The sequence below is a fragment of the Cupriavidus sp. CP313 genome (assembly GCF_054072015.1).
This window is the reverse complement of sequence record NZ_JBSVZB010000002.1, coordinates 62,348-86,297: the sequence shown is the minus strand read 5'-3', so window position 1 is coordinate 86,297 and position 23,950 is coordinate 62,348. Positions and strand designations below refer to the sequence as shown.

Annotated in this window: 20 protein-coding genes; 10 read left to right on the top strand and 10 right to left on the bottom strand. The window is 69.1% G+C overall.

Translation table 11 applies throughout. From position 1 onward, the window contains the following. Positions 1–59 precede the first annotated feature (59 nt). Together ACW4E8_RS02605 and ACW4E8_RS02600 are read left to right on the top strand one after the other, a co-directional pair. Positions 60–3,074, top strand: a complete 3,015-nt coding sequence (locus ACW4E8_RS02605) for an SNF2-related protein (protein WP_456803096.1) — start codon at positions 60–62, stop codon at positions 3,072–3,074. A 182-nt stretch (positions 3,075–3,256) separates the two neighbouring features. After that, the gene (locus ACW4E8_RS02600) at positions 3,257–4,276 is read left to right on the top strand and encodes a Bug family tripartite tricarboxylate transporter substrate binding protein (RefSeq protein WP_456803095.1); all 1,020 of its coding nucleotides are present in this window, start codon (positions 3,257–3,259) and stop codon (positions 4,274–4,276) included. A 16-nt stretch (positions 4,277–4,292) separates the two neighbouring features. On the opposite strand, the gene ACW4E8_RS02595 is transcribed toward ACW4E8_RS02600, so the two are convergent. Together ACW4E8_RS02595 and ACW4E8_RS02590 are read right to left on the bottom strand one after the other, a co-directional pair. Beyond that, positions 4,293–5,435 carry a helix-turn-helix transcriptional regulator gene (locus tag ACW4E8_RS02595; RefSeq protein ID WP_456803094.1) on the bottom strand — a complete coding sequence of 381 codons (1,143 nt, stop codon included), beginning with the start codon at positions 5,433–5,435 and terminating at the stop codon, positions 4,293–4,295. Positions 5,436–5,535: 100 nt separating this feature from the next. Further along, positions 5,536–6,642: a helix-turn-helix transcriptional regulator gene (locus tag ACW4E8_RS02590; RefSeq protein WP_456803093.1), complete on the bottom strand. Its 1,107-nt coding sequence runs from the start codon at positions 6,640–6,642 to the stop codon at positions 5,536–5,538. 382 nt (positions 6,643–7,024) lie between these two features. On the opposite strand from ACW4E8_RS02590, the gene ACW4E8_RS02585 reads away from it, so the two are divergent. From ACW4E8_RS02585 to ACW4E8_RS02555, 7 genes are all read left to right on the top strand, one after another. Next, the gene (locus ACW4E8_RS02585) at positions 7,025–8,221 is read left to right on the top strand and encodes a phosphoglycerate kinase (RefSeq protein WP_013955645.1); all 1,197 of its coding nucleotides are present in this window, start codon (positions 7,025–7,027) and stop codon (positions 8,219–8,221) included. A 77-nt stretch (positions 8,222–8,298) separates the two neighbouring features. Further along, positions 8,299–9,735 carry a pyruvate kinase gene (gene pyk / locus ACW4E8_RS02580; protein WP_456803092.1) on the top strand — a complete coding sequence of 479 codons (1,437 nt, stop codon included), beginning with the start codon at positions 8,299–8,301 and terminating at the stop codon, positions 9,733–9,735. Between the two features lie 167 nt (positions 9,736–9,902). Beyond that, the gene (fba, locus tag ACW4E8_RS02575; RefSeq protein WP_035817682.1) at positions 9,903–10,967 is read left to right on the top strand and encodes a class II fructose-bisphosphate aldolase; all 1,065 of its coding nucleotides are present in this window, start codon (positions 9,903–9,905) and stop codon (positions 10,965–10,967) included. A 104-nt stretch (positions 10,968–11,071) separates the two neighbouring features. After that, positions 11,072–11,980: a phosphoribosylaminoimidazolesuccinocarboxamide synthase gene (locus tag ACW4E8_RS02570; protein ID WP_035817679.1), complete on the top strand. Its 909-nt coding sequence runs from the start codon at positions 11,072–11,074 to the stop codon at positions 11,978–11,980. A 53-nt stretch (positions 11,981–12,033) separates the two neighbouring features. After that, positions 12,034–12,531, top strand: a complete 498-nt coding sequence (purE, locus tag ACW4E8_RS02565) for a 5-(carboxyamino)imidazole ribonucleotide mutase (protein ID WP_316153130.1) — start codon at positions 12,034–12,036, stop codon at positions 12,529–12,531. A 28-nt stretch (positions 12,532–12,559) separates the two neighbouring features. Continuing rightward, positions 12,560–13,804: a 5-(carboxyamino)imidazole ribonucleotide synthase gene (locus tag ACW4E8_RS02560; RefSeq protein WP_456803091.1), complete on the top strand. Its 1,245-nt coding sequence runs from the start codon at positions 12,560–12,562 to the stop codon at positions 13,802–13,804. A 22-nt stretch (positions 13,805–13,826) separates the two neighbouring features. Then, complete coding sequence (locus ACW4E8_RS02555; protein WP_456803090.1) at positions 13,827–14,816, top strand: L-threonylcarbamoyladenylate synthase; 990 nt, start codon at positions 13,827–13,829, stop codon at positions 14,814–14,816. A 7-nt stretch (positions 14,817–14,823) separates the two neighbouring features. Here ACW4E8_RS02555 and ACW4E8_RS02550 read toward each other — a convergent pair whose 3' ends face one another. From ACW4E8_RS02550 to ACW4E8_RS02520, 7 genes are all read right to left on the bottom strand, one after another. Further along, positions 14,824–15,150, bottom strand: coding sequence for an AzlD domain-containing protein (locus ACW4E8_RS02550; RefSeq protein ID WP_456803089.1), 327 nt, complete (start codon positions 15,148–15,150; stop codon positions 14,824–14,826). Further along, the gene (locus tag ACW4E8_RS02545) at positions 15,147–15,974 is read right to left on the bottom strand and encodes an AzlC family ABC transporter permease (RefSeq protein WP_456803088.1); all 828 of its coding nucleotides are present in this window, start codon (positions 15,972–15,974) and stop codon (positions 15,147–15,149) included. The genes ACW4E8_RS02550 and ACW4E8_RS02545 overlap by 4 nt, the downstream gene beginning before the upstream one ends. Positions 15,975–16,163: 189 nt before the next feature. Further along, complete coding sequence (gene dacB / locus ACW4E8_RS02540) at positions 16,164–17,765, bottom strand: D-alanyl-D-alanine carboxypeptidase/D-alanyl-D-alanine endopeptidase (protein WP_456803087.1); 1,602 nt, start codon at positions 17,763–17,765, stop codon at positions 16,164–16,166. Between the two features lie 48 nt (positions 17,766–17,813). Next, complete coding sequence (locus ACW4E8_RS02535; RefSeq protein WP_456803086.1) at positions 17,814–18,401, bottom strand: MarR family winged helix-turn-helix transcriptional regulator; 588 nt, start codon at positions 18,399–18,401, stop codon at positions 17,814–17,816. Further along, on the bottom strand, positions 18,398–19,549 hold the full coding sequence (locus ACW4E8_RS02530; RefSeq protein WP_456803085.1) for an ABC transporter substrate-binding protein: 1,152 nt from the start codon (positions 19,547–19,549) through the stop codon (positions 18,398–18,400). Before ACW4E8_RS02530 ends, ACW4E8_RS02535 begins: the two co-directional genes overlap by 4 nt. Before the next feature lie 49 nt (positions 19,550–19,598). Continuing rightward, positions 19,599–20,852, bottom strand: coding sequence for a flavin-dependent oxidoreductase (locus ACW4E8_RS02525; RefSeq protein WP_456803084.1), 1,254 nt, complete (start codon positions 20,850–20,852; stop codon positions 19,599–19,601). Between the two features lie 156 nt (positions 20,853–21,008). Continuing rightward, positions 21,009–21,461, bottom strand: a complete 453-nt coding sequence (locus tag ACW4E8_RS02520) for a PACE efflux transporter (protein WP_456803083.1) — start codon at positions 21,459–21,461, stop codon at positions 21,009–21,011. A gap of 111 nt (positions 21,462–21,572) precedes the next feature. Between ACW4E8_RS02520 and ACW4E8_RS02515 the strand changes: the two genes are divergently transcribed. Next, the gene (locus ACW4E8_RS02515; protein ID WP_456803082.1) at positions 21,573–22,478 is read left to right on the top strand and encodes a LysR family transcriptional regulator; all 906 of its coding nucleotides are present in this window, start codon (positions 21,573–21,575) and stop codon (positions 22,476–22,478) included. On the opposite strand, the gene ACW4E8_RS02510 is transcribed toward ACW4E8_RS02515, so the two are convergent. Further along, the gene (locus ACW4E8_RS02510) at positions 22,465–23,943 is read right to left on the bottom strand and encodes an efflux transporter outer membrane subunit (protein WP_456803081.1); all 1,479 of its coding nucleotides are present in this window, start codon (positions 23,941–23,943) and stop codon (positions 22,465–22,467) included. The genes ACW4E8_RS02515 and ACW4E8_RS02510 overlap by 14 nt on opposite strands. Positions 23,944–23,950: the final 7 nt, after the last annotated feature.

Here is a 23,950-nt window from a genome sequence, read left to right as displayed (position 1 = left end):
TCTTGCCCTGTTCCGAGCACTGTGCCGCCGCGCTGGCTGCCTTGATCCCCACACTCGCCGTGCCTTTGACCCCACATCCCGGACCTGATGTCCCGCCTGACAGGGCTTCCGACCCCTGCGGCGCGTCCGCGCCGCAGGCTGGCTGGCAGCAGGCGCTGGACGCGCTGCGCGCGCTCGCCGGCACCGAGCCTGCCGCCGGGGCCGAAGGCGGCAGGCGCCTGCTGTGGGCGCTGACGCTGGATGCCGACGGCGTGCCCGGCACGATCGAGCCGCTGGAGCAGGCGCGTGGCGCGCGCGGCTGGGGCAAGCCCAGGCCGGTGCCGCTGGCGCGCGTGGCCGAGGACGACCGTCTGGAGCCCTGGGACGCCCGCGTGGCCCGCGCCATCCGCCGCGACCAGTCGCACAACCGGCGCTACGTGCTCGACCGTGCCGCCGCGGCGATGGCGCTGGTGGGGCACCCGGGCGTGGTGCTGGCGCACGCGCCGTCGCAGACGCTGGAGGTGGTGGAGGACGCGCCCGCGCTGGAAGCGGTGCACAGCGCCGGCCGCTACGTGCTGCGCATGTTCCCGCCGGTGCGCGAGGCGCCGGCGATGGAAGCCTTCCTGCCCGCCGCCGCGCGCCAGGAGGCCGAGGCGCTGCGCCAGCTCACGGTGGTGCGCGACGGCCCGCACCGTCTGCGGCTGATCCGCTTTACGCCGGCGCAGTTCGAGGCCGCCCGGCTGATCGGCGATGGCCTGGCGATCCCGGAGGACGGCCACGCCCAGCTCGACCAGACCTTGCGCGCGCTGGCCGGCCAGTTCCAGGTCCAGGCCGACCAGGCGGGCGGATCGCGTGCGGTAGAGGCTGACGCGCGCCTGCGCGCCGAGGTGGCCCCGTTGGGCGGGCTGGCAGGGCGCGGCATTTCGCTGCGGCTGGTGGTGACGCCGCTGGGGCCGCTCGGGCCGCGGCTGGCGCCCGGCGCCGGGCGCGAGCGCCTGATGGCCGCGGTGCGCGGCGAGACCCTGGCCACGCAACGCGACCTGGATGCCGAGCTGGCCAGCGTGGCCGAGGTCTTCGCGGCATTGCCGCAGCTGGTGGCGCTGTCGCCGCCGGGCGGCGAATACACCTGGATGCTGGACGATCCGGAGGACGCACTCGCCGTAGTGGAGGCGTTGCCCGGCCTGCCTGCGGTGCAGGCTGTGGAATGGCCGCGCGGCAAGGAACTGCGGGTGCTGCCGGCCGACCTGCCGCAGCTGGGCGTGCAGATCGAGAGCCGCGGCGCTTGGTACCGGCTGGCCGGCGAGCTGCGCGTGGCCGAGGGGCTGGTGCTGGAGCTGGGCAAGCTGATCGACTGGACCGGCAGCCACGCCGGGCGCTTCGTGCCGATGGGGCAGGGCGTCTACGTGGCGCTGACGCGCACGCTGCGCGGCCGGCTGCGCGATCTGGCCGGCGTCGGTGAGCATGTGGCCGACGGCATTCGCGTACCGCAGATGGCCACGCCGTGGCTGGATGACGTGCTGGCCGGCGCGGGCGTCGATCCCGACGCGCATTTCCGCCAGCGCATCGCCCGGCTGCGCGCCGCGCGCGAGGCGGATATTGCGCTGCCTGCCACGCTGGCGGCTGAGCTGCGGCCCTACCAGGAGGCCGGCTACCGCTGGGCCATGACGCTCGCGGCCTCGGGCCTGGGTGCCTGCCTGGCCGACGACATGGGCCTGGGCAAGACCCTGCAGGCGCTGGCGGTGCTGGTGGCGCGCGCCGGCGGCGGCGGCGCGCTGGTGATCGCGCCGACCTCGGTGTGCGGCAACTGGGCGGCCGAGGCGCGGCGCTTTGCGCCCACGCTCAACGTCCATGTCTATGCCGAGGGCGATCGTGAGACGCTGCTCGCGCAGGCCGGCCCGCATGACCTGGTGATCGTCTCCTACACGCTGCTGCAGCAGGCCAGCAAGGCGTTCTGCGCGCGCGAATGGCATACCGTGGTCGCGGACGAGGCGCAGGCCTTCAAGAACGCGGTCACGCGGCGGGCGCAGGCGATGTTCGCGCTGCCGTCGGGCTTCCGCATGGCGCTGACCGGCACGCCGGTGGAGAACCGGCTGGCCGAGCTGTGGTCGGTGATGCGGTTCTGCAATCCGGGCTTGCTGGGCTCGCTGGCCCGCTTCAACGAACACTTTGCCAACCCGATCGAGCGCGGCGGCGTGCGCGAGGCGCGCCAGCGGCTGCGCCGCATGATCGCGCCGTTCGTGCTGCGCCGGACCAAGGCGCAGGTGCTGGACGAACTGCCGCCGCGCACGGAGCTGGTGATCCGCGTCGAGTCCGAGCCGGTCGAAGCCGCGCACTACGAGGCCCTGCGCCGCCAGGCCCAGACCGAGGCCGAGGCCGCGCTGGCGCGCGTGGAAGCGGCACGCAAGGCCACCAAAGGCGCGCCGGCCGGGGCCCGTGCGCGCGCCCTGGCGCAGGCCCAGCACCAGGCGCAGGCGCGCATCCACGTGCTGGCGCAGCTGATGCGGCTGCGGCGCGCCGCGTGCGATCCGCGCCTGGTCACGCCGGAACTCAGCGGCCAGCTGTCCGAAGGCGCCAAGGTGCGCGCCTTTGTCGAGCTGGCCAGCGAGCTTGCCGCGAGCGGCCACAAGACCCTGGTGTTCAGCCAGTTTGTCGATTTCCTGCAGCTGCTGCGCCAGGGGCTGGAGCGTGCCGGGCTGGCGCTGCAGTACCTGGACGGCGCCACCCCAGCGCCCGAGCGCACCCGCCGCGTGGCCGCCTTCCAGGCGGGCGAGGGCGATGTCTTCCTGATCAGCCTGAAGGCCGGCGGCTTCGGCCTGAACCTGACCGCGGCCGACTACGTGATCATTGCCGACCCCTGGTGGAACCCCGCCGCCGAAGACCAGGCCATGGGCCGCGCGCACCGCATCGGCCAGCAGCGCCCGGTGACGGTGTACCGGCTGATCAATGCGGGCACCATCGAAGAGCGCATCGTCGACCTGCACCGCGACAAGCGCGCGCTGGCCGACGGGCTGCTGGAGGCCGACGACGACAGCACCGCGGGAACCGGCGCGCCGCTGCCGGACGTGGACGAGCTGGTGGGGTTGCTGCGGCGCTGAGGCGATGCCGAGGGGGGGTACATATGCCCCGATGGAATACCTTCAAGCGAACACGGTCGTTTGGTTTTGGCAGGAACCTTGCTATCTTGTTGCGCTGGCCCGGGGCTCAGATCCCGGCCACCGTGCCGACCCGGCCCGCCGCGCCGGGTCTCCCCTTGCTGAATTTTACCGACGGTGCCCCCATGCCCAACTCGTCCCGCCTGCTTCCGCGCTTGTCCTTCCGTTCCGCTACCGGCCTGGCCGTGCTGTGCGCCGCCGCTGCCATCAGCACGGTCAGCATGCCCGTCCGCGCGCAAGGGGAGTGGCCGACGCAGCCGGTGACGATCCTGATGGGCTTTACTGCCGGCTCGGGCGTCGACATCGTCGGCCGCACGCTGCAGGAATCGCTGCAGAAGTCGCTGAAGACCACCATCATCTACGACTACCGGCCGGGCGCCGGCGGCAACGTCGCCTCCGAGGTGGTCGCGCATGCCAAGCCGGATGGCTACACGCTGCTGCTGGGCACCGCCGCCACGCACGGCATCAACCCGGCGCTGTACAAGAGCCTGCCGTTCGACGCCGAGGCCGATTTCACCCCGATCGCGCCGCTGGTCGAGGTCTCCAACGTGCTGACCGTCAATCCGGCGGTGCTGGATGTGAAGTCGGTCAAGGAGTTTATCGAGAAGGTCAAGGCCAACCCGGGCAAGTACAATTTCGCGTCCACCGGCAACGGCACCGGCACGCACCTGGCCTTTGCCGAGTTCAACGCGCGCGCCGGCCTGGACATGGTCCACGTGCCCTACAAGGGCGGCCCTGACGCGCTGCAGGCGGTGGTGAAGGGCGAGGTCTGCTGCATCTTCAACCAGGTGCAGAGCGTGCTGCCGCAGTACCGCGCCGGCAAGGTGCGCCTGCTGGGCGTGACCACCAAGCAGCGGGTGCAAGTGATTCCCGACGTGCCGACCATTGCCGAGAGCGGCCTGCCCGGCTTCAACAGCACCATCTGGTTCGGCTTCTTCGGGCCGAAGGGGCTGGACCCGAAGATCGCGCGCAAGGTCAACGATGCGGTGAAGGTGGCGCTGGAAACGCCGGCGATCCGGCAGAAGCTGATCGATGCCGGCAACACGCCGCGGGTCGAGACCGTGGATCAGTTCAAGGCTACGGTGAAGGGGGATCGGCAGAAGTGGGCGGGGGTGGTTAAGACCGTGGGGGCGTCGATCGACTGACGCGCGCTGGCCTCGGTCAGGTCCGTACCCCCAGCCGCGTGAGCAGGTGCGCCAGTTGCGCCTGCGTGCCCGTCCCGGTCTTGGTGAAGATCGCCTTGAGTTGCGTGCGCCCGGTCTCGCGCCGGATGCCGATCAGCTCGCACGCCTCGGGCAGGCCGATGCCCGATGACAGCTGCAATGCCAGCCGGGTCTCGGCCGGCGTGAGGCCGTAGAGGTCGCGCAAAACGGCCGGCAGCGTCATCGGCGCGGTGCCGGGCTCGTGGATCGCCACCAGCACGCTAGGGCGCTGCCAGTCCATCGCCAGATGGTGCGCGGGCGGCAGCGGCAGCAGGATGACCTGGGCCTGGCGGCCGGCGCTGTCGGCCGCGCGCAGCGCCTGCGCCGGCTGCGGGTTGGCGGGGTTGCATGCTGCCCGCAGCGCTTCGGCAAACGGGCGCGACAGCTGCCAGCCGGCTTCCTCGCGCACGGCTGCGGCAGGCGGCGCCACGGCGCTGGTTTCGATCGACACCGCCGGCAGCAGCCGGCGCACCCAGGCCTCGCCGATGCTGTTGGCCAGCAGCGGCTTGCCGTCGTCGCGGAACACGATCACGCCGAACGGCAGCCGCTCCATCAGCTGCGCCGACGCATGCGCCAGTGCCGACACCTGGTGGGTGCGGTCGCGCAGCGCCATCGCATTGCGCACGTGCGGGATGGCCCAGTCGAGCGCGCGCGCGTCTTCGGGCGAATAGTGGTCGTGGCCCTGCGGGCGCTGCAGCGACAGGAACACGTCGTAGTGCGGCTGGCGCTCGATCAGGCAGGCCATCACCGACGACTGTTCGAATTGCTGCAGGAACTCGCCGTAGAAGGGCGACCTGCGCATCGCCGGCACGCCCAGCTCGCGTGAATCGATATACCAGTTGCCCACCGACATGCGCCTGGCGAACGGCAGGGCCGGGTCGATGGCTACGTACTGTTCGCTGTAGGCGGCCACCGCCTCCGGCATGGGGTTGACCTCCTGGTTCACCAGCACGCGCTCGTGGACCGTGTCGAGCACCAGCAGATGGGCATGCGTGCTGCCGCTGGCCTGGCACAGCGCGCCCAGGCTGCGCTGCCAGGCGTCGGCATCGAAGATCCCCTCGTACAGCGCGCGAATGGTGTCGTGCATCTGTGTGTCGCTCATGGCTTCCCTTCTTTTTACTTCTTGTATTTTTAGCACTTTCTTCGCGGGGCAACGGGCGGGCCGCAGGCGCGGCCCCGGCCCGATGCCGGGCGCGTGGTGTTCAGGCCCCGTCCAGCGCCGCGCCAAGGCGCGAGAGCAGATGCGTCAGCTGGGCCTGGCTGTTGCAGGCGGTCTTGTGGAATACGGCCTTGAGCTGGGTGCGCGCGGTTTCGTGGCGGATATTCAGCTGCTGGCTGGCTTCGGGCAGGCCCTGGCCGGTGGCCAGCTGGGTGGTCAGCCGGGTCTCCGCCGGGGTCAGTCCGTACAGGTCGCGCAGCACCGGCGCCAGCAACAGCGGCGCGCTGTCCTGCTCATGCACGATCACCAGCGCCGCCGGTTCCTGCCATTGCGCGGCAAAGGCGTGCGAGGGCGGCAGCGGCAGCACGATCACCTGCGCGCCGGCGCCGCTGCCGTCGGTGGCGCGGGCGGCCTGCGCCGCGACCGCGCGCTGCGGGTCGCAGGCGGCCTGCACCATGTCGGCGAACGGGCGCGACAGGGTCCAGTCCGACACCTTGCCGGCCGGGTCCAGGCGCCGCGCCCAGCGCTCGCCGGCGCGGTTGCTCAGCAGCACCTGGCGCTGCGGCGAGAACACCAGCAGCGCAAAATTGAGCCGCTCCACCAGCTGCGTCGACAGCCTGGCCAGCACCGTCAGCCCCAGGGTGCGGTCGCGCATGGCCATGGCGCTGCGCATATGCGGGATGATCCATTCCATGCCGCGGGTGTCGTCGGTCGAGAACAGCGGCTGCGTGCGCGCGCGCTGCATCGAGAAATAGACTTCGTAGTGGGGCTGGCGCTCGACCAGGCAGGCCACGTAAGAGCGCAGGTCGTAGCGGTGGAAGAAGTCGCGGTAGAACGGATGGCGGGCCATGGTGCCTTCGCCCAGCTCGCGCGCGTCGATATACCAGTCGCCCGGCCGCAGGCGCGGCGCGAACTGCTTGGCCGGATCGATGGCCTGGTAGTCCGATTCGTACTCGGAAAACAGTTCCACCACCGGATTGACGATCTCATTGACGGTGACCTGGTCGCGGACGGTGTCCCAGACCATCATCGAGGCGTGTGCCGTGCCCGCCAGTTCCGTCAGGGTGCGCAGGCTCTGCTGCCAGGCACCGGGATCGAGAATGCCCTCATACAAGCCACGGATCGCTCCGTGCATGTCGGCTTCTTTCATCTGACTCACCCCCTGCATTCGCGACAAGGAAATGCGCGGCGCCGGCGGTGCGTCTGGTCGCACACCGGCTGCATTCTTTTTGGCTGCTTGTTATTTTGGCCGCCTGTTGTCATGGCCGTTTCAAGACCGGCTCTGGCGCTTTTTGCGTGTCTGTTGTAGCAGACGTTGCATACATTACCGCACTCGGGGGTCAAGAGGGGCATGGAGCTGACCCTTCTTTCGTGGGGAGGTATGTCACAAGCACCCTGTCGCGTCGCCCTTAATGTGCTTCAAGGGCCATATCGCAAGTGCGTAACGGTCCGGAATCGGCAAAGCGTTGACCACGATCAGGTAAAATGCCCGTTTCCCCGAATTCCAGCGAAATCTCGCGCCATCCATCGCCATGACCTCTGTCCTGCGTCTTTCCGACCTGATTTCCCAAGGCAAAATCTCCGGCAAGCGGGTGTTTATCCGCGCCGACCTGAACGTGCCGCAGGACGACGCCGGCAATATCACCGAGGACACCCGCATCCGTGCCTCGGTGCCGGCCATCGAGGCCTGCCTGGCTGGCGGCGCGGCGGTGATGGTCACGTCCCACCTGGGCCGCCCGACCGAGGGCGAGTTCAAGCCCGAGGACTCGCTGGCGCCGATCGCCACGCGCCTGTCCGAGCTGCTGGGCAAGCCGGTCAAGCTGGTGCAGAACTGGGTCGACGGCGTCGAGGTGGCACCGGGCCAGGTGGTGCTGCTGGAAAACTGCCGCGTGAACAAGGGTGAAAAGAAGAACAGCGACGAGCTGGCGCAGAAGATGGCCAAGCTGTGTGACGTCTACGTGAACGATGCCTTCGGCACCGCCCACCGTGCCGAAGCCACCACGCATGGCATCGCGAAGTACGCCCCGATCGCCTGCGCCGGCCCGCTGCTGGCCGCCGAGATCGACGCGCTGGGCAAGGCGCTGGGCCAGCCCGCGCGTCCGCTGGTGGCAATCGTGGCCGGCTCCAAGGTCTCGACCAAGCTGACCATCCTGAAGTCGCTGGCCGACAAGGTCGACAACCTGGTCGTGGGCGGCGGCATTGCCAATACCTTCATGCTGGCCGCCGGCCTGAAGATCGGCAAGTCGCTGGCCGAAGCCGACCTGGTCGGCGACGCCAAGACCATCATCGACATCATGGCCGCCCGCGGCGCCTCGGTGCCGATCCCGGTCGACGTGGTGTGCGCCAAGGAATTCAGCGCCACCGCCGCGGCCACCGTCAAGGACGTCAAGGACGTGGCCGACGACGACATGATCCTGGACATCGGCCCCAAGACTGCAGCGATGCTGGCCGAGCAACTGAAGGCCGCCGGCACCATCGTCTGGAACGGCCCGGTGGGCGTGTTCGAATTCGACCAGTTCGGCAACGGCACCAAGGTGCTGGCCCAGGCCATCGCTGAATCGAAGGCGTTCTCGATCGCCGGCGGCGGCGACACGCTGGCGGCCATTGCCAAGTACGGCATTGCCGACCGCGTGGGCTATATCTCCACAGGCGGCGGCGCGTTCCTGGAATTCCTGGAAGGCAAGAAGCTGCCCGCGTTCGAAGTGCTGGAACAGCGCGCCGCAGGCTGACGCATCCGCCGGCCCCGGCGGCATGCCACATCCCCGCGCCTCCCGGGACATCGAGCTCTGAACAAGGAATTCCGCGCATGACTCGTTCTACCAAGATCGTTGCCACCATCGGCCCCGCCTCCAGCTCGCTGGAGGTGCTCACGCGCATGATCGCGGCGGGGGTCGACGTGGTGCGGCTGAATTTCTCGCACGGCACCGCCCAGGACCATATCGACCGGGCCAGCATGGTGCGCGAGGCCGCGCAGGCGTGCGGGCGCGAAGTCGCCATCATGGCCGACCTGCAAGGCCCCAAGATCCGCGTCGGCAAGTTCGAGCACGGCAAGATCACGCTGAAGCCGGGCGATCCCTTCATCCTCGATTCCAACTGCCAGCTCGGCAACGAGCAGCGCGCCGGCCTGGACTACCAGGACCTGCCGCGCGACGTCGGCCCGGGCGACCTGCTGCTGCTCAATGACGGCCTGATCGTGCTGGTGGTGGACCGCGTGTTCGGTACCGAGATCTTCACCACCGTGCGCGTGGGCGGCGAGCTGTCCAACAACAAGGGCATCAACCGCCAGGGCGGCGGGCTGTCGGCGCCGGCGCTGACCGCCAAGGACATGGACGATATCAAGACCGCCATGGCCCTGGGCGCCGACTACGTCGCCGTCAGCTTCCCCAAGAACGCGACCGACATGGAAATGGCGCGCCAGCTGACCGCCGTGGCCGGCCAGCCGCACGGCCACAAGGCCCGCATGATCGCCAAGATCGAGCGCGCCGAGGCGATCCGCCCGGGCGTGCTGGAAGAGATCCTGCAGGCCTCCGACGGCATCATGGTGGCGCGCGGCGACCTGGCCGTGGAAGTGGGCAATGCCGCCGTGCCGGCGCTGCAGAAGCGCATGATCAAGCTGGCGCGCGAGGCCAACAAGCTGACCATCACCGCCACGCAGATGATGGAGAGCATGATCGTCAACCCGGTGCCCACGCGCGCCGAGGTTTCGGACGTGGCCAACGCCGTGCTGGACGGCACCGACGCGGTGATGCTGTCGGCCGAAACCGCCGCTGGCCGCTACCCCGTGGAGACGGTCGAGGCCATGGCCGCGGTCTGCGTCGAAGCCGAGAAGTCCGAGGTGGTGCAGCTCGACACCGATTTCCTGAACCAGACCTTTTCGCGCATCGACCAGTCGGTGGCGATGGGTGCGCTGTTCACGGCCTATCATTTGCAGGTGAAGGCGATTGCCGCGCTGACCGATTCCGGTGCCACCGCATTGTGGATGAGCCGTCACCGCATCCATGTGCCGATCTATGCGATGACGCCCAACCTGGCCTCGCAGCGCAAGATGCAGCTGTACCGCAACGTGGTGCCGCTGCCGCTGCAGTCCAGCGCCGACCGCGACACCGCGCTGGAGCAGGCAGAAGAACTGCTGCTGGCGCAGGGCGTGGTGCAGCGCGGCGATTTCATCGTGCTGACCATTGGCGAGCCGATGGGCCAGCCGGGCGGCACCAACACCCTGAAGATCGTCAGGGTGGGCATCTGAAGGTGAGATGAGGCAATGCGTGCCATGCCGGACGGAGCGCCCGCGCGGAATGCGCAAGGCTGACGGCGCCGGCAGGCACGGGCGATGCGCTACGTAAGTCGATGCACTACGTAAGCGCCAACAGAAGAATACGCGGAAGACACCCCATTTTTTATTAGGAGTTAGACATGCCACTCGTTTCGATGCGCCAGCTGCTGGACCACGCTGCCGAGAACAGCTACGGCCTGCCGGCCTTCAACGTCAACAACCTCGAGCAAGTGCAGGCCATCATGCAGGCCGCCGACGAGGTCAACGCTCCGGTGATCATGCAAGCCTCGGCCGGCGCGCGCAAATACGCCGGTGAGCATTTCCTGCGCCACCTGATCGAAGCCGCGGTAGAGGCTTATCCCCACATTCCGGTGGTGATGCACCAGGACCACGGCCAGTCGCCGGCGATCTGCCAGGGCGCGATCGACCTGGGCTTCTCGTCGGTGATGATGGACGGCTCGCTGCGCGAAGACGGCAAGACCCCGGCTGAGTACGACTACAACATCGACGTCACCCGCAAGGTGGTGCAGCTGGCCCACGCCGTCGGCGTGACCGTGGAAGGCGAACTGGGCTGCCTGGGCTCGCTGGAAACCGGTGAAGCCGGCGAAGAAGACGGCATCGGCGCCGTCGGCGTGCTGGACCACTCCCAGCTGCTGACCGATCCGGAGCAGGCCGCCGACTTCGTCAAGGCCACCCAGCTGGACGCCCTGGCCATCGCCATCGGCACCTCGCACGGCGCCTACAAGTTCACCCGCAAGCCCACCGGCGACATCCTGGCGATCAGCCGCATCAAGGAAATCCACGCCCGCATCCCCAACACTCACCTGGTGATGCACGGCTCGTCGTCGGTGCCGCAAGAACTGCTGGAAGAGATCCGCAAGTTCGGCGGCGACATGAAGGAAACCTACGGCGTGCCGGTCGAGGAAATCCAGGAAGCGATCAAGTACGGTGTGCGCAAGATCAATATCGACACCGACATCCGCCTGGCCATGACCGGCGCGATCCGCCGCTTCTTCGCCGAGAACCCGAGCAAGTTCGACCCGCGCGAATACCTGAAGCCGGCCCGCGAAGCCGCCAAGCAGGTGTGCAAGGCGCGCTACATCGCCTTCGGCTGCGAAGGCCAGGCCGGCAAGATCAAGCCGATCGGCCTGACCGACATCGCGCAGCAGTACAAGGCGGGCAAGCTGTCGCAGGTTGTGCAGTAAATGTCCCTAGTCCGCCTTCCGCGCAAGGGGAAGGCGGATTGCAGTTCCGGCCGCCGCGGCACGCATCCAGCGCCCGGCGGCTTCGCCGTTTTATCGGAACCATCATGTCCAACGCTCTCTACCAGTCCTCCATCAACTCGCTGCCGCTGCTGGGCCACGGCAAAGTGCGCGACAACTATGCCGTCGGCAACGACAAGCTGCTGATCGTCACCACCGACCGCCTGTCGGCGTTCGACGTCATCATGGGCGAGCCGATCCCTGACAAGGGCCGCGTGCTGAACCAGATGGCGAACTTCTGGTTCCGCAAGCTCGCGCACATCGTGCCGAACCACGAGACCGGCATCGCGCCCGAGACCGTGGTCGCGCCGGAGGAGGTGGAGCAGGTCAAGGGCCGCGCCGTGGTGGTCAAGCGCCTGAGGCCGATCCTGGTCGAAGCCGTGGTGCGCGGCTATCTCGCGGGCAGCGGCTGGAAGGATTACCAGGCCACCGGCAAGGTGTGCGGCATCGAGCTGCCCGCCGGCCTGCAGAACGCGCAGAAGCTGCCCGAGCCGATCTTCACCCCGGCCGCCAAGGCCGAGATGGGCGAGCACGACGAGAACATCTCGTTCGCCGAAGTCGAGACCCGCATCGGCATCGCGCTGGCGCGCCAGATGCGCGAGATCTCGATCCGCCTGTACAAGGAAGCGGCCGAGTTTGCCGCCACGCGCGGCATCATCATCGCCGATACCAAGTTCGAGTTCGGCCTGGACGACAATGGCGTGCTGACGCTGATGGACGAAGTGCTGACCGCCGATTCGTCGCGCTTCTGGCCGGCCGATTCGTACCAGGTGGGCACCAACCCGCCGTCGTTCGACAAGCAGTTTGTGCGCGACTGGCTGGAAGCCGTGCGTATCGATGGCAAGCCCTGGCCCAAGACCGCGCCGGCGCCGCAACTGCCGGACGACGTGATCGAAAAGACCGCCGCCAAGTACCGTGAAGCGCTGACGCGCCTGACGGGCGAAGAACTGCAGTAATGCAGGGCGCCGTTCCCGCGCGTGCGGGAACGGCCAACGAAGGAACAGACAAAGTGAGCAAGCAAGACAAGCCGCTGGTCGGCGTGGTGATGGGCAGCAGTTCCGACTGGGACGTGATGCAGCACGCAGTGGCCATGCTGAAGGATTTCGGCGTACCGTTCGAAGCCCAGGTGGTGTCCGCGCACCGCATGGCGGACGACATGTTCCGCTATGCCGAGACCGCGCGCAGCCGCGGCATCCGCGCCATCATCGCCGGTGCCGGCGGGGCCGCGCACCTGCCCGGCATGATCGCCGCCAAGACCATCGTGCCGGTGTTCGGCGTGCCGGTGCCGTCCAAGTACCTGCGCGGCGAGGATTCGCTGCTGTCGATCGTGCAGATGCCCAAGGGCGTGCCGGTGGCCACCTTCGCCATCGGCGAGGCCGGTGCCGCCAATGCCGCGCTGCACGCGATTGCCACGCTGGCCACCACCGACGAGGCGCTGGCCGGCGCGCTGGAAGCGTTCCGCGCCAAGCAGACCGAAGCCGCGCGCGCGATGACGCTGCCGCTGTAATCATCCGGACATCCCACGGAACCTAGCAATGCCTACCGATATCCATCCCTACCTCTCCGAAGCCCACACGCCGGAGTCGCGCGCCGAGTTCGGCGTCGACCGTGCCGACGCGCCCATTCTGCCCGGTGCGTGGCTCGGCATGCTGGGCGGCGGCCAGCTCGGCCGCATGTTCACGCATGCGGCGCAGGCGATGGGCTATCGCGTATGCGTGCTCGATCCGGACCAGGACAGCCCGGCCGGCTCGGTGGCGGACAAGCATATCTGTGCGCAATACACCGACGAGGCCGCACTCGCCGAGATGGGCAAGCTGTGCCAGGCGGTAAGCACCGAGTTCGAGAACGTGCCGTCGCTGTCGCTGGACCGGCTCGAGCAGCTGGGCGCCTTTGTCGCGCCGCGCGGCTACTGCGTGTCGATCGCGCAGAACCGCATCGGCGAGAAGAAGTTCTTTGCCGCGTGCGCCGAGCGCACCGGTGTTTCGCCGGCCCCGCACTGGGTGATCCAGCACGATGCCGATGTCGACCAGCTGCCCGACAACGTGCTGCCCGGCATCCTCAAGACCGCGCGCATGGGCTACGACGGCAAGGGCCAGGCGCGCGTGAAGACGCGCGACGACGTGCGCGCCGCCTGGAAGGCGATGCAGCACGTCCCGTGCGTGCTGGAGCAGATGCTGCCGCTGGCCTATGAGGTCTCGGTGCTGGCCGCGCGTGCCGCGGACGGCTCCACTGCCACCTGGCCGCTGGCCGAGAACGTGCACCGCGACGGCATCCTGTTCTCGACGGAAATGCCGTCGGCCAGCGTGTCGCCCGACATCGCCGACCGCGCGCGTGCCGCAGCGGCTGCCATCGCTACGGAGATGGGCTACGTGGGCGTGCTGTGCATCGAGTTCTTCGTGCTGACCGACGGCTCGCTGGTCGCCAACGAGATGGCGCCGCGCCCGCACAACTCCGGCCACATCACCATGGATGCGTGCGAGACCAGCCAGTTCGAGCAGCAGGTGCGCGCCATGGCGCGGCTGCCGCTGGGCAGCACGCGCCAGCACTCGGCCGGCAAGATGCTGAACCTGCTGGGCGATGTGTGGTTCGAGTTCGGCCTGGAACGCACGCCGTCCTGGGACGAAGTGGTGGCGCAACCCGGTGCCAAGCTGCACCTGTACGGCAAGGGCGATGCGCGCCCGTCGCGCAAGATGGGCCACGTCAACTGCGTGGGCGAGCATGCCGAAGCGGTCGACGCCGCCTTTGCCGCCGCCGCGCAGGCGCTGCATATCCCGCTCTGAAGCCATAGCTCCAAGGAACACGATGTCGCCGCGCATGCCCACGGCCGCTGAACTGGACGAAGCCGTCCGCCTGCTCGAGGCCGGGCAACTGGTCGCCTTTCCCACCGAAACCGTCTACGGCCTCGGTGCGGATGCCGAGAACCCCGAGGCGGTCGCCCGCATCTTCGCGCTGAAGGGCCGGCCGTCGAACCATCCGGTGATCGTCCACGTGGTGGACGGTGCCGATATCGGCTACTGGACCGACGAGGTCCCCGAGGCCGCGCAGCAGTTGATCGACGCGTTCTGGCCCGGCCCGCTGACGCTGATCCTGAAGCGCGCCGCGCATATCCATCCGGCCGTCGCCGGCGGCCAGGACAGCATCGGCGTGCGTTGCCCCTCGCACCCCGTGGCGCAGGCGCTGCTGGCGCGCTTCAAGCGCGGCCGCGGCGGCATTGCCGCGCCGTCGGCCAACAAGTTCGGCCAGGTCAGCCCGACCACCGCGCAGCATGTGCGCGACGAGTTCGGCGATGCGGTCTATGTGCTGGAAGGCGATGGCGTGGAGGTCGGTATCGAATCGACCATCGTCGACCTGTCGCGGCTGGACCAGGGCATCGGCCCGGTGCTGCTGCGGCCGGGGGCGATCACCGCGGCGATGCTGGCGCAGGTATTGGGCGCGGCCCCGCTGCCGCCCGATGCGGCCGCGCCGCGGGCTTCAGGCACGCTCAAGGCCCATTACGCACCGCATACGCCGCTGCTGCTGGCCGATGCACAAGCGGCTTCGGCGCAGCTGGCATCGCTGCCGGACGATGCACGCGTGGCGTGGGTTGGCCGGGCGCCGCTGGTGGACCAGCGTTGTACCTGGGTGCCGGCGCCTGCGGATGCGGCGGCCTATGCGCGTGAGCTTTACCGCTTGCTGCGCAAGCTCGACAAGCAGGGCTATACGCAGCTGATGTTCGAGGTGCTGCCTGAAGGGCAGGATTGGGCTGGGGTGCGGGATCGGCTGGAGCGGGCGGCGGCGGCGTTTGAGGGGTGAGGGTCCCTTACCCCCCCAGGAGCCGCAACGTCGTATACACCGCCATCCCCACCATGATCATCCCCACCATCTTCCGGGTCAGCAGGTAGAACAGCGTAGCCGCAATCCCCGCCATCAGCTTGTCGTTGGAGAGCGCCACCGTGAAATGCCCCTGCCAGGTCATCAGGTCCGGCAGGATGATCGCCGCCAGCGCCGCGGCCGGCGCATAGCGCAGCGCCCGCGCAATGCGGTCCGGCACGGTGACATGCTCGCCGGCCATCAGGAACAGCGCGCGCGTGACGATGGTGACGACCGCCATGCCCAGGATGGCAATCCAGATTTCAAGATGGCTCATGCGCGGTCTCCCGGCGGCGTTTCCGGCGCGGCGGCGTTCGTGACCTCGGGGAACTTGGACTTGCGCCGGCGGATGCCGCGCAGCGCCGCGCGCGCGGCCAGGTCGTCGCTGGCCATGCCGGCAGCAATCGCGCCCACCACCGCCACCACCAGGCTGAGGCGGTACGGCAAGTCGAAGCAAAGCAGTGCCAGCACCGCCGACGCCACCACCGCCAGCAGCGTGGAGCGCGAGTTGATGGTGGCGATCATCACAGGGATCAGGGCCAAGGTGCCCGCCAGCCCCAGGCCCCAGCTGTCGGGGAACAGGCTGGCCAGCACGATGCCGATGATCGACGACAGCTGCCACATGCAGAAGTTGGTCAGCGCCATGCCCCAGAAGTAGCCTTCCTTGCCGGGCTCGTAGCCGGGCGTGCTGTATTTCTGCAGGAAGTAGACGAAGTGCAGGTCGCCGTTGAACGAGCCCAGGATGGTGCGCCGCCATAGCGGCAGGTAGCTGAAATGCGGCTGCATGCCGGCGCTGAAGATCACGAAGCGCAGGTTGACCACGGCCGCGGTCAACCAGATGGTCCACAGTGGCAGGCCCGCTGCGAACAGCGGCAGCACCGCCAGTTGGGCCGAGCCGGCATAGACCAGCAGCGACATGCCGATGGCTTCGGGCACGGTCATCACGGATTTGCTCATCGCCACGCCGGTCACCAGGCCCCAGGAGAACACCGCGGGCAGGGACGGGGCAAAGTAGCGCGCGCCGTCGATAAAGCCGGCGCGTTCGGCGGGTGCGAAGCGATGCCAGAGGCGCAACCACACCGGGGGTTGTCGGGAAGTCATGTCAGAGGGCGAGGGGGCAATGCAGGCCCGGGGCCGAGGGCCGGCCCGGAAGGCTGCCGCCGCAGGACGCGGCCGGCACCCTGGCATTATAGGGGCGGATCGGGCGCTGGTAAGCGTCCGCTTAACAAAATGCGGCCGCGGCGTTGGCGCCAGGCCACGGCGCCGTGCCGCGGCCTGCCCGGCGCGGACTCAGGGTGCGCCGCGGTACACCCATTGCAGCAGGGCGTCGTGCGCTTCCTGCGCCTGCGCGGCATTGGGGTGGTTGATCATGCTGACCACTACGTAGCGGCCGCCGTCGGCAGCATCCACATAGCCGGCCAGCGCGCGCACGTCGGCCAGCGTGCCGGTCTTCAGATAGCCGTTGCCGGCCGCGTTGGCGCGTGTCAGGCGGTTGCGCAGCGTGCCGTCGACGCCCAGCACCGGCAGCGAATCGATCAGCACCGGCCCCACGTTGCTGGCCGCGGCCTGCTGCAGCAGGCGCGCCATGTCATAGGCGCTGATGCGTTCCTCGCGCGACAGGCCCGAGCCGTTGTCCAGCACCAGGCCGGGCATGTCCAGCCCCTGGCGCGCCAGCCAGCGTTGCACCACGCGGGTCGAGCGCTCGGTGCTGGCCGGTCCGCCGCGGTCCATTTCGGCGCCGATGGTCAGGAACAGCTGGCGTGCCATCACGTTGTTCGAGAACTTGTTGATGTCGCGCACGATGTCTGCCAGCGGCAGGCCGTAGTGGCGCGCCAGCAGCACCGCGCCGCGCGGCACCTTGCCGCTGCGCAGCCCGGGCATATGGGCAAAGCGCCCGCCGGCGCGCTGCCACTCGGCGACGAAGCCGCCCCAGGTGAATTCCGCGTGCGACAGCGTGGCGATATTGAGCACGTGCTCGCCGCAGTCGCTGGCATAGTTGCCCGAAAAGGACGCCAGCACGGTGCCGTCCGCCTGCGGCAGCACGCTCGGGCTGGCGCTGGACTGCCAGTCGCCGCAGCGGCCGTTGGTCAGCGTCAGCCGGTTGTCCAGCTTGAGCTGCGCCAGCTCGGGCGTGACGCTGACTGCCACGGTCCGGCTGGCCGGGTCCGGCGTCAGCGTGAATGACAGCGTCTTGAACGCATAGAGCAGCGCATCCGGGCCGACGTTGTAGGCGCGCTGCACCTCGCCGTCGATGGTGCCGTTGCCGTCCAGGCCGTCGGCAAAGTAGCTGCGGTCCAGCACCAGGTCGCCGTTGATGCCGGTGGCGCCCCCGGCGCGCGCCTTCGCCACCAGCTTGGCCATTTCCTCGGGCACCAGCTTGGGATCGCCGTGGCCGCGCAGGTAGACATTGCCGTTGACGGTGCCGTCGAAGTCGGGCTGGGCGTCGGCATAGAGCGAGGTCTGCCAGCGGTAATCGGGCCCCAGCAGCTGCAGCCCGGCAAAGGTGGTGACCAGCTTCATGGTCGAGGCCGGGTTCATCGGCTGCTGCGCATTCCAGCTGGCGCGGGCGGTGCCCGCGCCCAGCCTGACCACGTAGAAGCTGGCGGCCGAGGCCGGCACGCCGGCACGGCGCAGCGCCGCGGCCACCGGGGCCGGCACGCCGGCGCGCACCACTGCGGGATCGGCAGCGGTTCTTGCGGCGGCGGCAGCCTTGGTGGCCTTGGCCGCTTTGACTGCCTTGGCGGGCGCTTTGGCTTGCGCCGGGGTGAGTGCGGGAGCGCCGGCCAGCAGCACGGCGGCAAGGATGGGCGAGAGCAGTGGCGACAGGCGGCGCAGCAGGGCGCCGGGTCGCGATGCAGTAGGCGCGGCGATTGTTCTTGGCATGGCGGCCATGTTAACGCATGGTCGCTGGCAGGCGGATGACAGTCTTGCCGACTGCCCTCAGCTGGCGCGCGGCGGCGCCAGCCGTGCCAGCAGCGACTTCAGCGTGGCCTGCTCGGCCTCGGTCAGCGCCGAGCCGACGTGCGCGTCGTGGGCCACCACCGCCTGCGTGGCGGCTTCCAGCGTGCGGCGGCCGGCTGCCGTCAGCACCAGGCTGTAGGCGCGGCGATCCGCGGCTGCCGGGCGGCGCGCCACCAGGTTCATCTCTTCCAGCGCGTCGACCAGCAGCACCGCCCCCGAGCGGGCGATGCCGAGGATCTGCGCCAGCTCGGTCAGCTTCAGGTGCGGGTTGCGCGAGATGATGATCAGCGCAGAAAACCGCGGCGGCGTGATCTGCCATTGCGCCAGCGACAGCACGAAGTCTTCATAGATACGGATCTGCGCGCGGCGGATGGCGTAGCCGATCAGGTTGTCGAGCACGCCATAGTCGATATTCGGCACATGCGGGTCGAAACCGGCATCGGCACCGCCGCTTGCGGCCGGATCCGGCGCAAGCGGGTCGCGCGCCTTGCGCCGCGCGGACGCGGCGGTGGTGCTGCCCGGGCGCGGGGGCGCGGCGGGCGGTGTGCCGGATGCGTCGGGATTCATTTAAGCAGCTTCCAGTTGCCGTTGTCGATGGTCAGCATAACCCGCCCGCGCTGGTCGAAGCCATAGTGGTCTTGCCCACTGTAATTCAGCACGCCGTGCGAGACCACGATGTCGCGCTCGGTCTCCAGCGCCTGCCGCAGCGCCTGGCGGAACGCCGGCGTCCCCGGCCTGGCGTGCCTGAGCGCCACCGGCACGATGCGCTCCAGCACCAGCCCGGCGTCGTAGGCATGGGCGCCGAACTGCGTGCGGCTGTCGGCCCCGTACTGCTTCTCATACCGGGTGACATAGTCCAGCCCCGGCTTGCGCACCGGGTCGCCCGCGGGCAACTGCTCCGGCACGATCACCGGCCCGGCCGGCAGGATCGCGCCATTGACCATGCGCCCGCCGATGCGGATCAGGTCCTTGGTGGCCGCGCCGTGGGTGTGGTAGATGGTGCCGCCGTAGCCGCGCTCGCGCAGCGTGGTGTGCGGCAGCGCGGCGCCGGTGCCGGCGCCGGCGATCAGGATGGCATCGGGCCTGGCGGCAATCAGCTTGATGGCCTGCGCGGTCACGCTGGTATCGGCGCGGCCGTAGCGCTCGGTGGCGATCAGGCGGATGCCGTTGGCACTGGCGGCGGCGGTGAAGTCCTTCAGCCAGGTCTCGCCGTAGGCATCGGCAAAGCCGATAAAGCCGATGGTCTTGACGCCGTTGGTCTTGGCAGTGGCGGCCACGGCATTGGCCATCAGCCGCACCGGCTGCGCCAGCCGGAAGGTCCAGGCGCCGCGCCCGGGTTTGAGTTCGATCGGCGAGAACGCCAGTTGCACGGTCTGGGCTTCATCGGCCACCTCGGCAATGGCGATCGACGGCGCCACCGCGGACGAGCCCAGGATGATGTCGACCTTGTCCTCGGAGACAAAGCGGCGCGCCACCCTGGCGCCCTGCGTGGGGTCCGAGGCATCGTCCAGCACGATGTAGCGCACCGCCTCGCCGTCGATCTTCTGCGGGAGGTAGGCCAGCGAGTTCTTCTGCGGGATGCCCAGCGACGCCGACGGGCCGGTGGTGGACAGGCTGACGCCGACGGTGATGTCGGCCAGCGCGCTGCCGGCGCTGAAGGCGAGGGCCGCGGCCAGTGCGAGGCGGGCCAGCTTGGTGGTGGTCAGGGGCGCCATGGTGTCTCCTCTCTCGATGGTCTTGTTGTAGCTCGAGCCTTGCCGGATCTTACCGGCTGCCCTGCATCGACTGCCGGTCGAATCCCGCCAGCTGTTTGTACCGCAGCGAAATCGCCTCCAGCTCCGCGTGCGGGATCACCTGTTCGATATCGGCAAAGCCCTGCGGCGCGCGTTCCTCGGCCAACTGCATTACCTGCTCGGGCCCGTTCATGCGGTTGCGCAGCACGATGCCGGCGGTGCGCGGCAGGCGCTCGGCCTCGTATTCGCGCAGCGCGTAGGCGGTGTCGGGCGTGCCGAGCAGGCTGTCGACCAGGTAGCGCGCATCCAGGATGGCCTGGGCGCTGCCGTTCGAGCCGATCGGGTACATCGGGTGCGCGGCGTCGCCCAGCAGCGTGACGCGGTTGATGGTCCAGCGCGGCAGCGGGTCCTTGTCGACCATCGGGAATTCGTAGATCGCCCCGGCACCGTCGATCAGCGCGGGGATGTCGATCCAGTCCCACCGCCAGTCGGCAAACGCGGCGCAGAACACGGACTTGTCGACCTGCTTGTTCCAGTCGCTGCGCGGCGGGGTGTCGGGCACGCTGTCGGGCACGCGCAGCTCGGCAATCCAGTTGACCAGCGAGCGGCCCTGGCGGCGCAGCGGTTCCGAGATCGGATAAGCCACGAACTTCTGGTCCTGGTGTCCCGCCATGAACATCGAGCGCCCGTCCAGGTAGGGCGGCGCCTCGGTAACCGCGCGCCACAGCAGGCGGCGCGAAAAGCGCGGCAGGTCGCCGGTGGGGTAGAAGTGGCGGCGCACCGCCGAGTGGATGCCGTCGGCGCCGACCAGCACATCGGCGCTGGCCTCGACCTCGGCATTGTCGCTGCGGCGGCGCAGGCCAAAGCGCACCTGTCCGCCCGCGCCGGTGTCCAGCACGGTCTCGAAGCTATGGCCGGCATGCACGGCGCCGGCGCCCAGGCGCTCCACCACGGTACGGTGCAGCAGCATCTGGAATTCGCCGCGATGGATCGAGAACTGCGGCCAGTCATAGCCGGCCGCCAGCCCGCGCGGCTCATGCCAGATGCGCTGGCCGCGCTTGTTGTAGTAGGAGAGCGACGAGGTCTCGATGGCGATATCCGCCAGCGCGTCGCGCAGTCCCAGCTCGGACAGGATGCGCACGGCGTGCGGCAGCAGGTTGATGCCCACGCCCAGCGGGCGCAGCGTTTCGCTGGCCTCCCAGACCTCGGCCTCGATGCCGTGGCGGTGGCACAGCAGCGCCAGCGTCAGTCCGCCGATGCCGCCACCGGCGATTGCGATCTTCATGGTGTCTCCCCCGCGTGCAGGATGCGCCGGTACGCAAGCGCGCGCGCGTTGCCTCCGGTCGAATTGAATTTGTTATTGAGTATAACAATTCGACCGGTTGCGGCAAGACGGGGAAGACCCCGGAGTGACGTCTCCGGGGTCAGGAAAAACCCGCGCTCAACCGAGCGCGGCGCCTTCCGGCTTGGGTTGTGCCTTCAGCGAAGGCACCGGGAAGACAATGTCGTACAGCCAGTTGTACACCAGCGCGTAGACCATGTAGAAGCCGGCCACGGCGATGTCCATGATGAGTGCGTCGACCAGGCTGATGCCCAGGTACCAGGCCAGCGACGGCAGGAACACCACCAGCAGGCCCAGTTCGAACAGCACGGCATGCAGCACGCGCACCGGCACCGACTTGCGCAGCTGGCCGGTGAACCGCAGCATGCCCTTGTCGAACAGCACGTTGTACAGGTAATTCCAGCCGGTGGCGATCAGCGAGGCGACCGCGCCGATCACGCCCATCTCGTGCAGTTCATAGCCGAAGGCCCAGCTGGCCAGCGGCGCGAAAATCAGCAGGCCGACCACCTCGAAGCCGATGGCGTGGCGAATCCGGTCCCAGGTCTTGCGCATCGTTGTTCTCCTTGCGTGTCAAACGCGATGGGAGCTAGTCTATCTGCTGCGTAGGGATTGCCAAGTTGGATACTATCTGCAAAACAGATAGACAAAGGTTGAAAGTTATTTATGAGCCTCTCCATCGAGCAATTGCAGGCATTCGTCGCGGCGGCTGACACCGGTTCGTTCTCGGCCGCGGCGCGCCGGCTGGGCAAGGCGCAGTCGGTGGTCAGCGCGGCAGTGTCCAACCTGGAAATCGACGCCGGCAACGCGCTGTTCGACCGCTCCGGCCGTTACCCGGTACTGACCCCCGCGGGCGAGCGGCTGCTGGCCGAGGCGCGCGTGATCCTGGAGCGCTGCGAGCACTTCCGCGGCGTGGCCAAGAGCCTGGGCGAAGGCGTGGAGACGCGGCTGGTGCTGGCGGTGGACGAGCTTTATCCGGAAGAGACGCTGGGCATGCTGCTGGTGGAATTCTCCAGCCGCTTCCCGGCGGTGGAGCTTGAGCTGCTGTTTCCGTTGATGGAGGACGTCAGCCGGCTGGTGCTGGAGGGCGGTGCCGACCTGGGCATCATGTGGCGGCAGGAGGTGCTGCCGCCGGCGCTGGGCTTCCATGCGCTGGGCTGGGTGCCGATGCAGATCCTGTGCGCGCCCGAGCATCCGCTGGCTGGCCAGCGCGTGGACTGGGAGGAGCTGAAGCGCTACCGCCAGCTGATGGTCGCAACCCGCTCAGACAGCGAAGAGAAGATGCGCCTGCGCGTGGCCGCCGACGTGTGGTGGGTGGAAAGCCAGTGGGTGATCGTGGAGCTGGTCAAGCGCGGGCTGGGCTGGGCCTTCGTGCCGTGGCACGTGGTGGCCAATTCGCCGGCCGCGGCGCAGCTGGTGACGCCGCCGCTGGCGTTCCAGCAGCAGGACTGGCCGGTGGCGATGGAACTGGTCTGGCACAAGCAGCGGCCGCTGGGCAAGGCCGCCACCTGGCTGCGCGAGCGCATCTGCCGGCAGCCGCTGCCGCGCGCGCCTGCGGCTAGCGCTGGCTGACGGCCTGGTTGGTAGCGGCCTGTGCCGGCGCAGCCTCCGCGCCGGGCGCATGCCAGCCGCCGCCCAGCGCCTTGATCAGCACCACCGCCGCCGTGTACTGGCGGCCGGCGATCGACAGTGCGGTGCGCTCGGCGGTATAGGCGCTGGTCTGCGCTGTCAGCACGTCGAGCAGGCCAGCGGTGCCGGCGCGGTAGCGGTTGTTCACCAGCGTCAGCGCCTCGCGCGCCGAGCGCAGCGCGTCGTTCTGCACCACCGCTTCCTGTTCCAGCAGCCGTTGCGCGGCGAGGTTGTCCTCGACTTCCTGGAACGCGCCCAGCACGGTCTGGCGGTAGTTGGCCACGGTCTGGTCGTAGGCCGCCACCGCCTGCGCCTTGGCCGCGCTGCGCAGGCCGCCGTCGAACAGCGTGCCGGCCAGCCCGCCGCCGATCGACCAGATCCGGTCCGGCAGCGACATCCAGCGCGCAAGCGTGCTGGCGGTCAGGCCGCCGCTGGCCGACAGCGACAGGGTCGGGTAGTAGGCCGCCTGCGCCACGCCGATCTGCGCATTGGCCGAGGCCATGCGGCGCTCGGCCGCGCCGATGTCGGGGCGGCGCTCCAGCAACTGCGACGGCACCGCGGCCGGCACGCGCGGCGGCGCGGTGCGGAAGTCGTCGGCGGCCAGCGTCAGCGCCGCGGGCGGCTTGCCCACCAGCACCGCGATGGCGTGCTCCAGCTGCGCGCGCGTGATCTGGATGTCGATCTGCTGCGCCTGCGCGCTCTTGAGCTGGGTCTCGGACTGCAGCACGTCCGAGCGCTGCGCGGTGCCCGCCGCATACTGGTTCTGCACCAGCTGCAGCGACTTCTGGTAATCGGCCACGGTGCGGTCCAGCAGGGCCTTCTGCGCATCGGCCACGCGCAGCAGGAAGTAGCTCTGCGCCAGCGTCGCCTGCGTCGACAGCAGCGTCGACGCCAGGTCGGCCTGGCTGGCCTGTGCGCTGGCCTCGCTGCTTTCCACCTGGCGCCGCACGCGGCCCCAGACGTCGATTTCCCAGGTTGCGCCCAGGGTCGCGCTCTGCCCGTTGAGCGTGCTGCCGCTGGCGCCGCGCGCGCGCGAGGCGCCGGCCTGTGCGTCCACGGTCGGGAAGAAGCCGGCGCGCGCGGCCTGCAGCGACGCCACGGCCTGGCGGTACTGCGCCTCGGCGGCCTTGATGTTCTGGTTCGAGATCTGCACCTCGGACATCAGCGCGTCGAGCTGCGCATCGCCGAACACGGTCCACCAGTCGGCGCGTGCCAGCGCATCCTGCGGCTCGGCGGGCTTCCAGTCGCCGGTCCAGGCGGGGGTGGCGGCATCGGCCTCCTTGAAGGATGCGGAGACCGGCGCGTCGGGGCGCTGGTAGTCGGGGCCGACGGCGCAGCCGGCCAGCAGCAGGGCGCAGGCCAGCGGCACCGGCAGGGTATGGGTCAGGAAGCGGGAAAGAACTGTCATGTCGAGT

Excerpts from the sequence above, each read along its gene's own strand:
- ACW4E8_RS02600 (WP_456803095.1), top strand. The coding sequence starts at position 3,257 with ATGCCCAACTCGTCCCGCCTGCTTCCGCGCTTGTCCTTCCGTTCCGCT.
- ACW4E8_RS02595 (WP_456803094.1), bottom strand. The coding sequence starts at position 5,435 with ATGAGCGACACACAGATGCACGACACCATTCGCGCGCTGTACGAGGGG.
- ACW4E8_RS02590 (WP_456803093.1), bottom strand. The coding sequence starts at position 6,642 with ATGAAAGAAGCCGACATGCACGGAGCGATCCGTGGCTTGTATGAGGGC.
- ACW4E8_RS02585 (WP_013955645.1), top strand. The coding sequence starts at position 7,025 with ATGACCTCTGTCCTGCGTCTTTCCGACCTGATTTCCCAAGGCAAAATC.
- pyk (WP_456803092.1), top strand. The coding sequence starts at position 8,299 with ATGACTCGTTCTACCAAGATCGTTGCCACCATCGGCCCCGCCTCCAGC.
- fba (WP_035817682.1), top strand. The coding sequence starts at position 9,903 with ATGCCACTCGTTTCGATGCGCCAGCTGCTGGACCACGCTGCCGAGAAC.
- ACW4E8_RS02570 (WP_035817679.1), top strand. The coding sequence starts at position 11,072 with ATGTCCAACGCTCTCTACCAGTCCTCCATCAACTCGCTGCCGCTGCTG.
- ACW4E8_RS02560 (WP_456803091.1), top strand. The coding sequence starts at position 12,560 with ATGCCTACCGATATCCATCCCTACCTCTCCGAAGCCCACACGCCGGAG.
- ACW4E8_RS02555 (WP_456803090.1), top strand. The coding sequence starts at position 13,827 with ATGTCGCCGCGCATGCCCACGGCCGCTGAACTGGACGAAGCCGTCCGC.
- ACW4E8_RS02550 (WP_456803089.1), bottom strand. The coding sequence starts at position 15,150 with ATGAGCCATCTTGAAATCTGGATTGCCATCCTGGGCATGGCGGTCGTC.
- ACW4E8_RS02545 (WP_456803088.1), bottom strand. The coding sequence starts at position 15,974 with ATGACTTCCCGACAACCCCCGGTGTGGTTGCGCCTCTGGCATCGCTTC.
- dacB (WP_456803087.1), bottom strand. The coding sequence starts at position 17,765 with ATGGCCGCCATGCCAAGAACAATCGCCGCGCCTACTGCATCGCGACCC.
- ACW4E8_RS02535 (WP_456803086.1), bottom strand. The coding sequence starts at position 18,401 with ATGAATCCCGACGCATCCGGCACACCGCCCGCCGCGCCCCCGCGCCCG.
- ACW4E8_RS02530 (WP_456803085.1), bottom strand. The coding sequence starts at position 19,549 with ATGGCGCCCCTGACCACCACCAAGCTGGCCCGCCTCGCACTGGCCGCG.
- ACW4E8_RS02525 (WP_456803084.1), bottom strand. The coding sequence starts at position 20,852 with ATGAAGATCGCAATCGCCGGTGGCGGCATCGGCGGACTGACGCTGGCG.
- ACW4E8_RS02520 (WP_456803083.1), bottom strand. The coding sequence starts at position 21,461 with ATGCGCAAGACCTGGGACCGGATTCGCCACGCCATCGGCTTCGAGGTG.
- ACW4E8_RS02515 (WP_456803082.1), top strand. The coding sequence starts at position 21,573 with ATGAGCCTCTCCATCGAGCAATTGCAGGCATTCGTCGCGGCGGCTGAC.
- ACW4E8_RS02510 (WP_456803081.1), bottom strand. The coding sequence starts at position 23,943 with ATGACAGTTCTTTCCCGCTTCCTGACCCATACCCTGCCGGTGCCGCTG.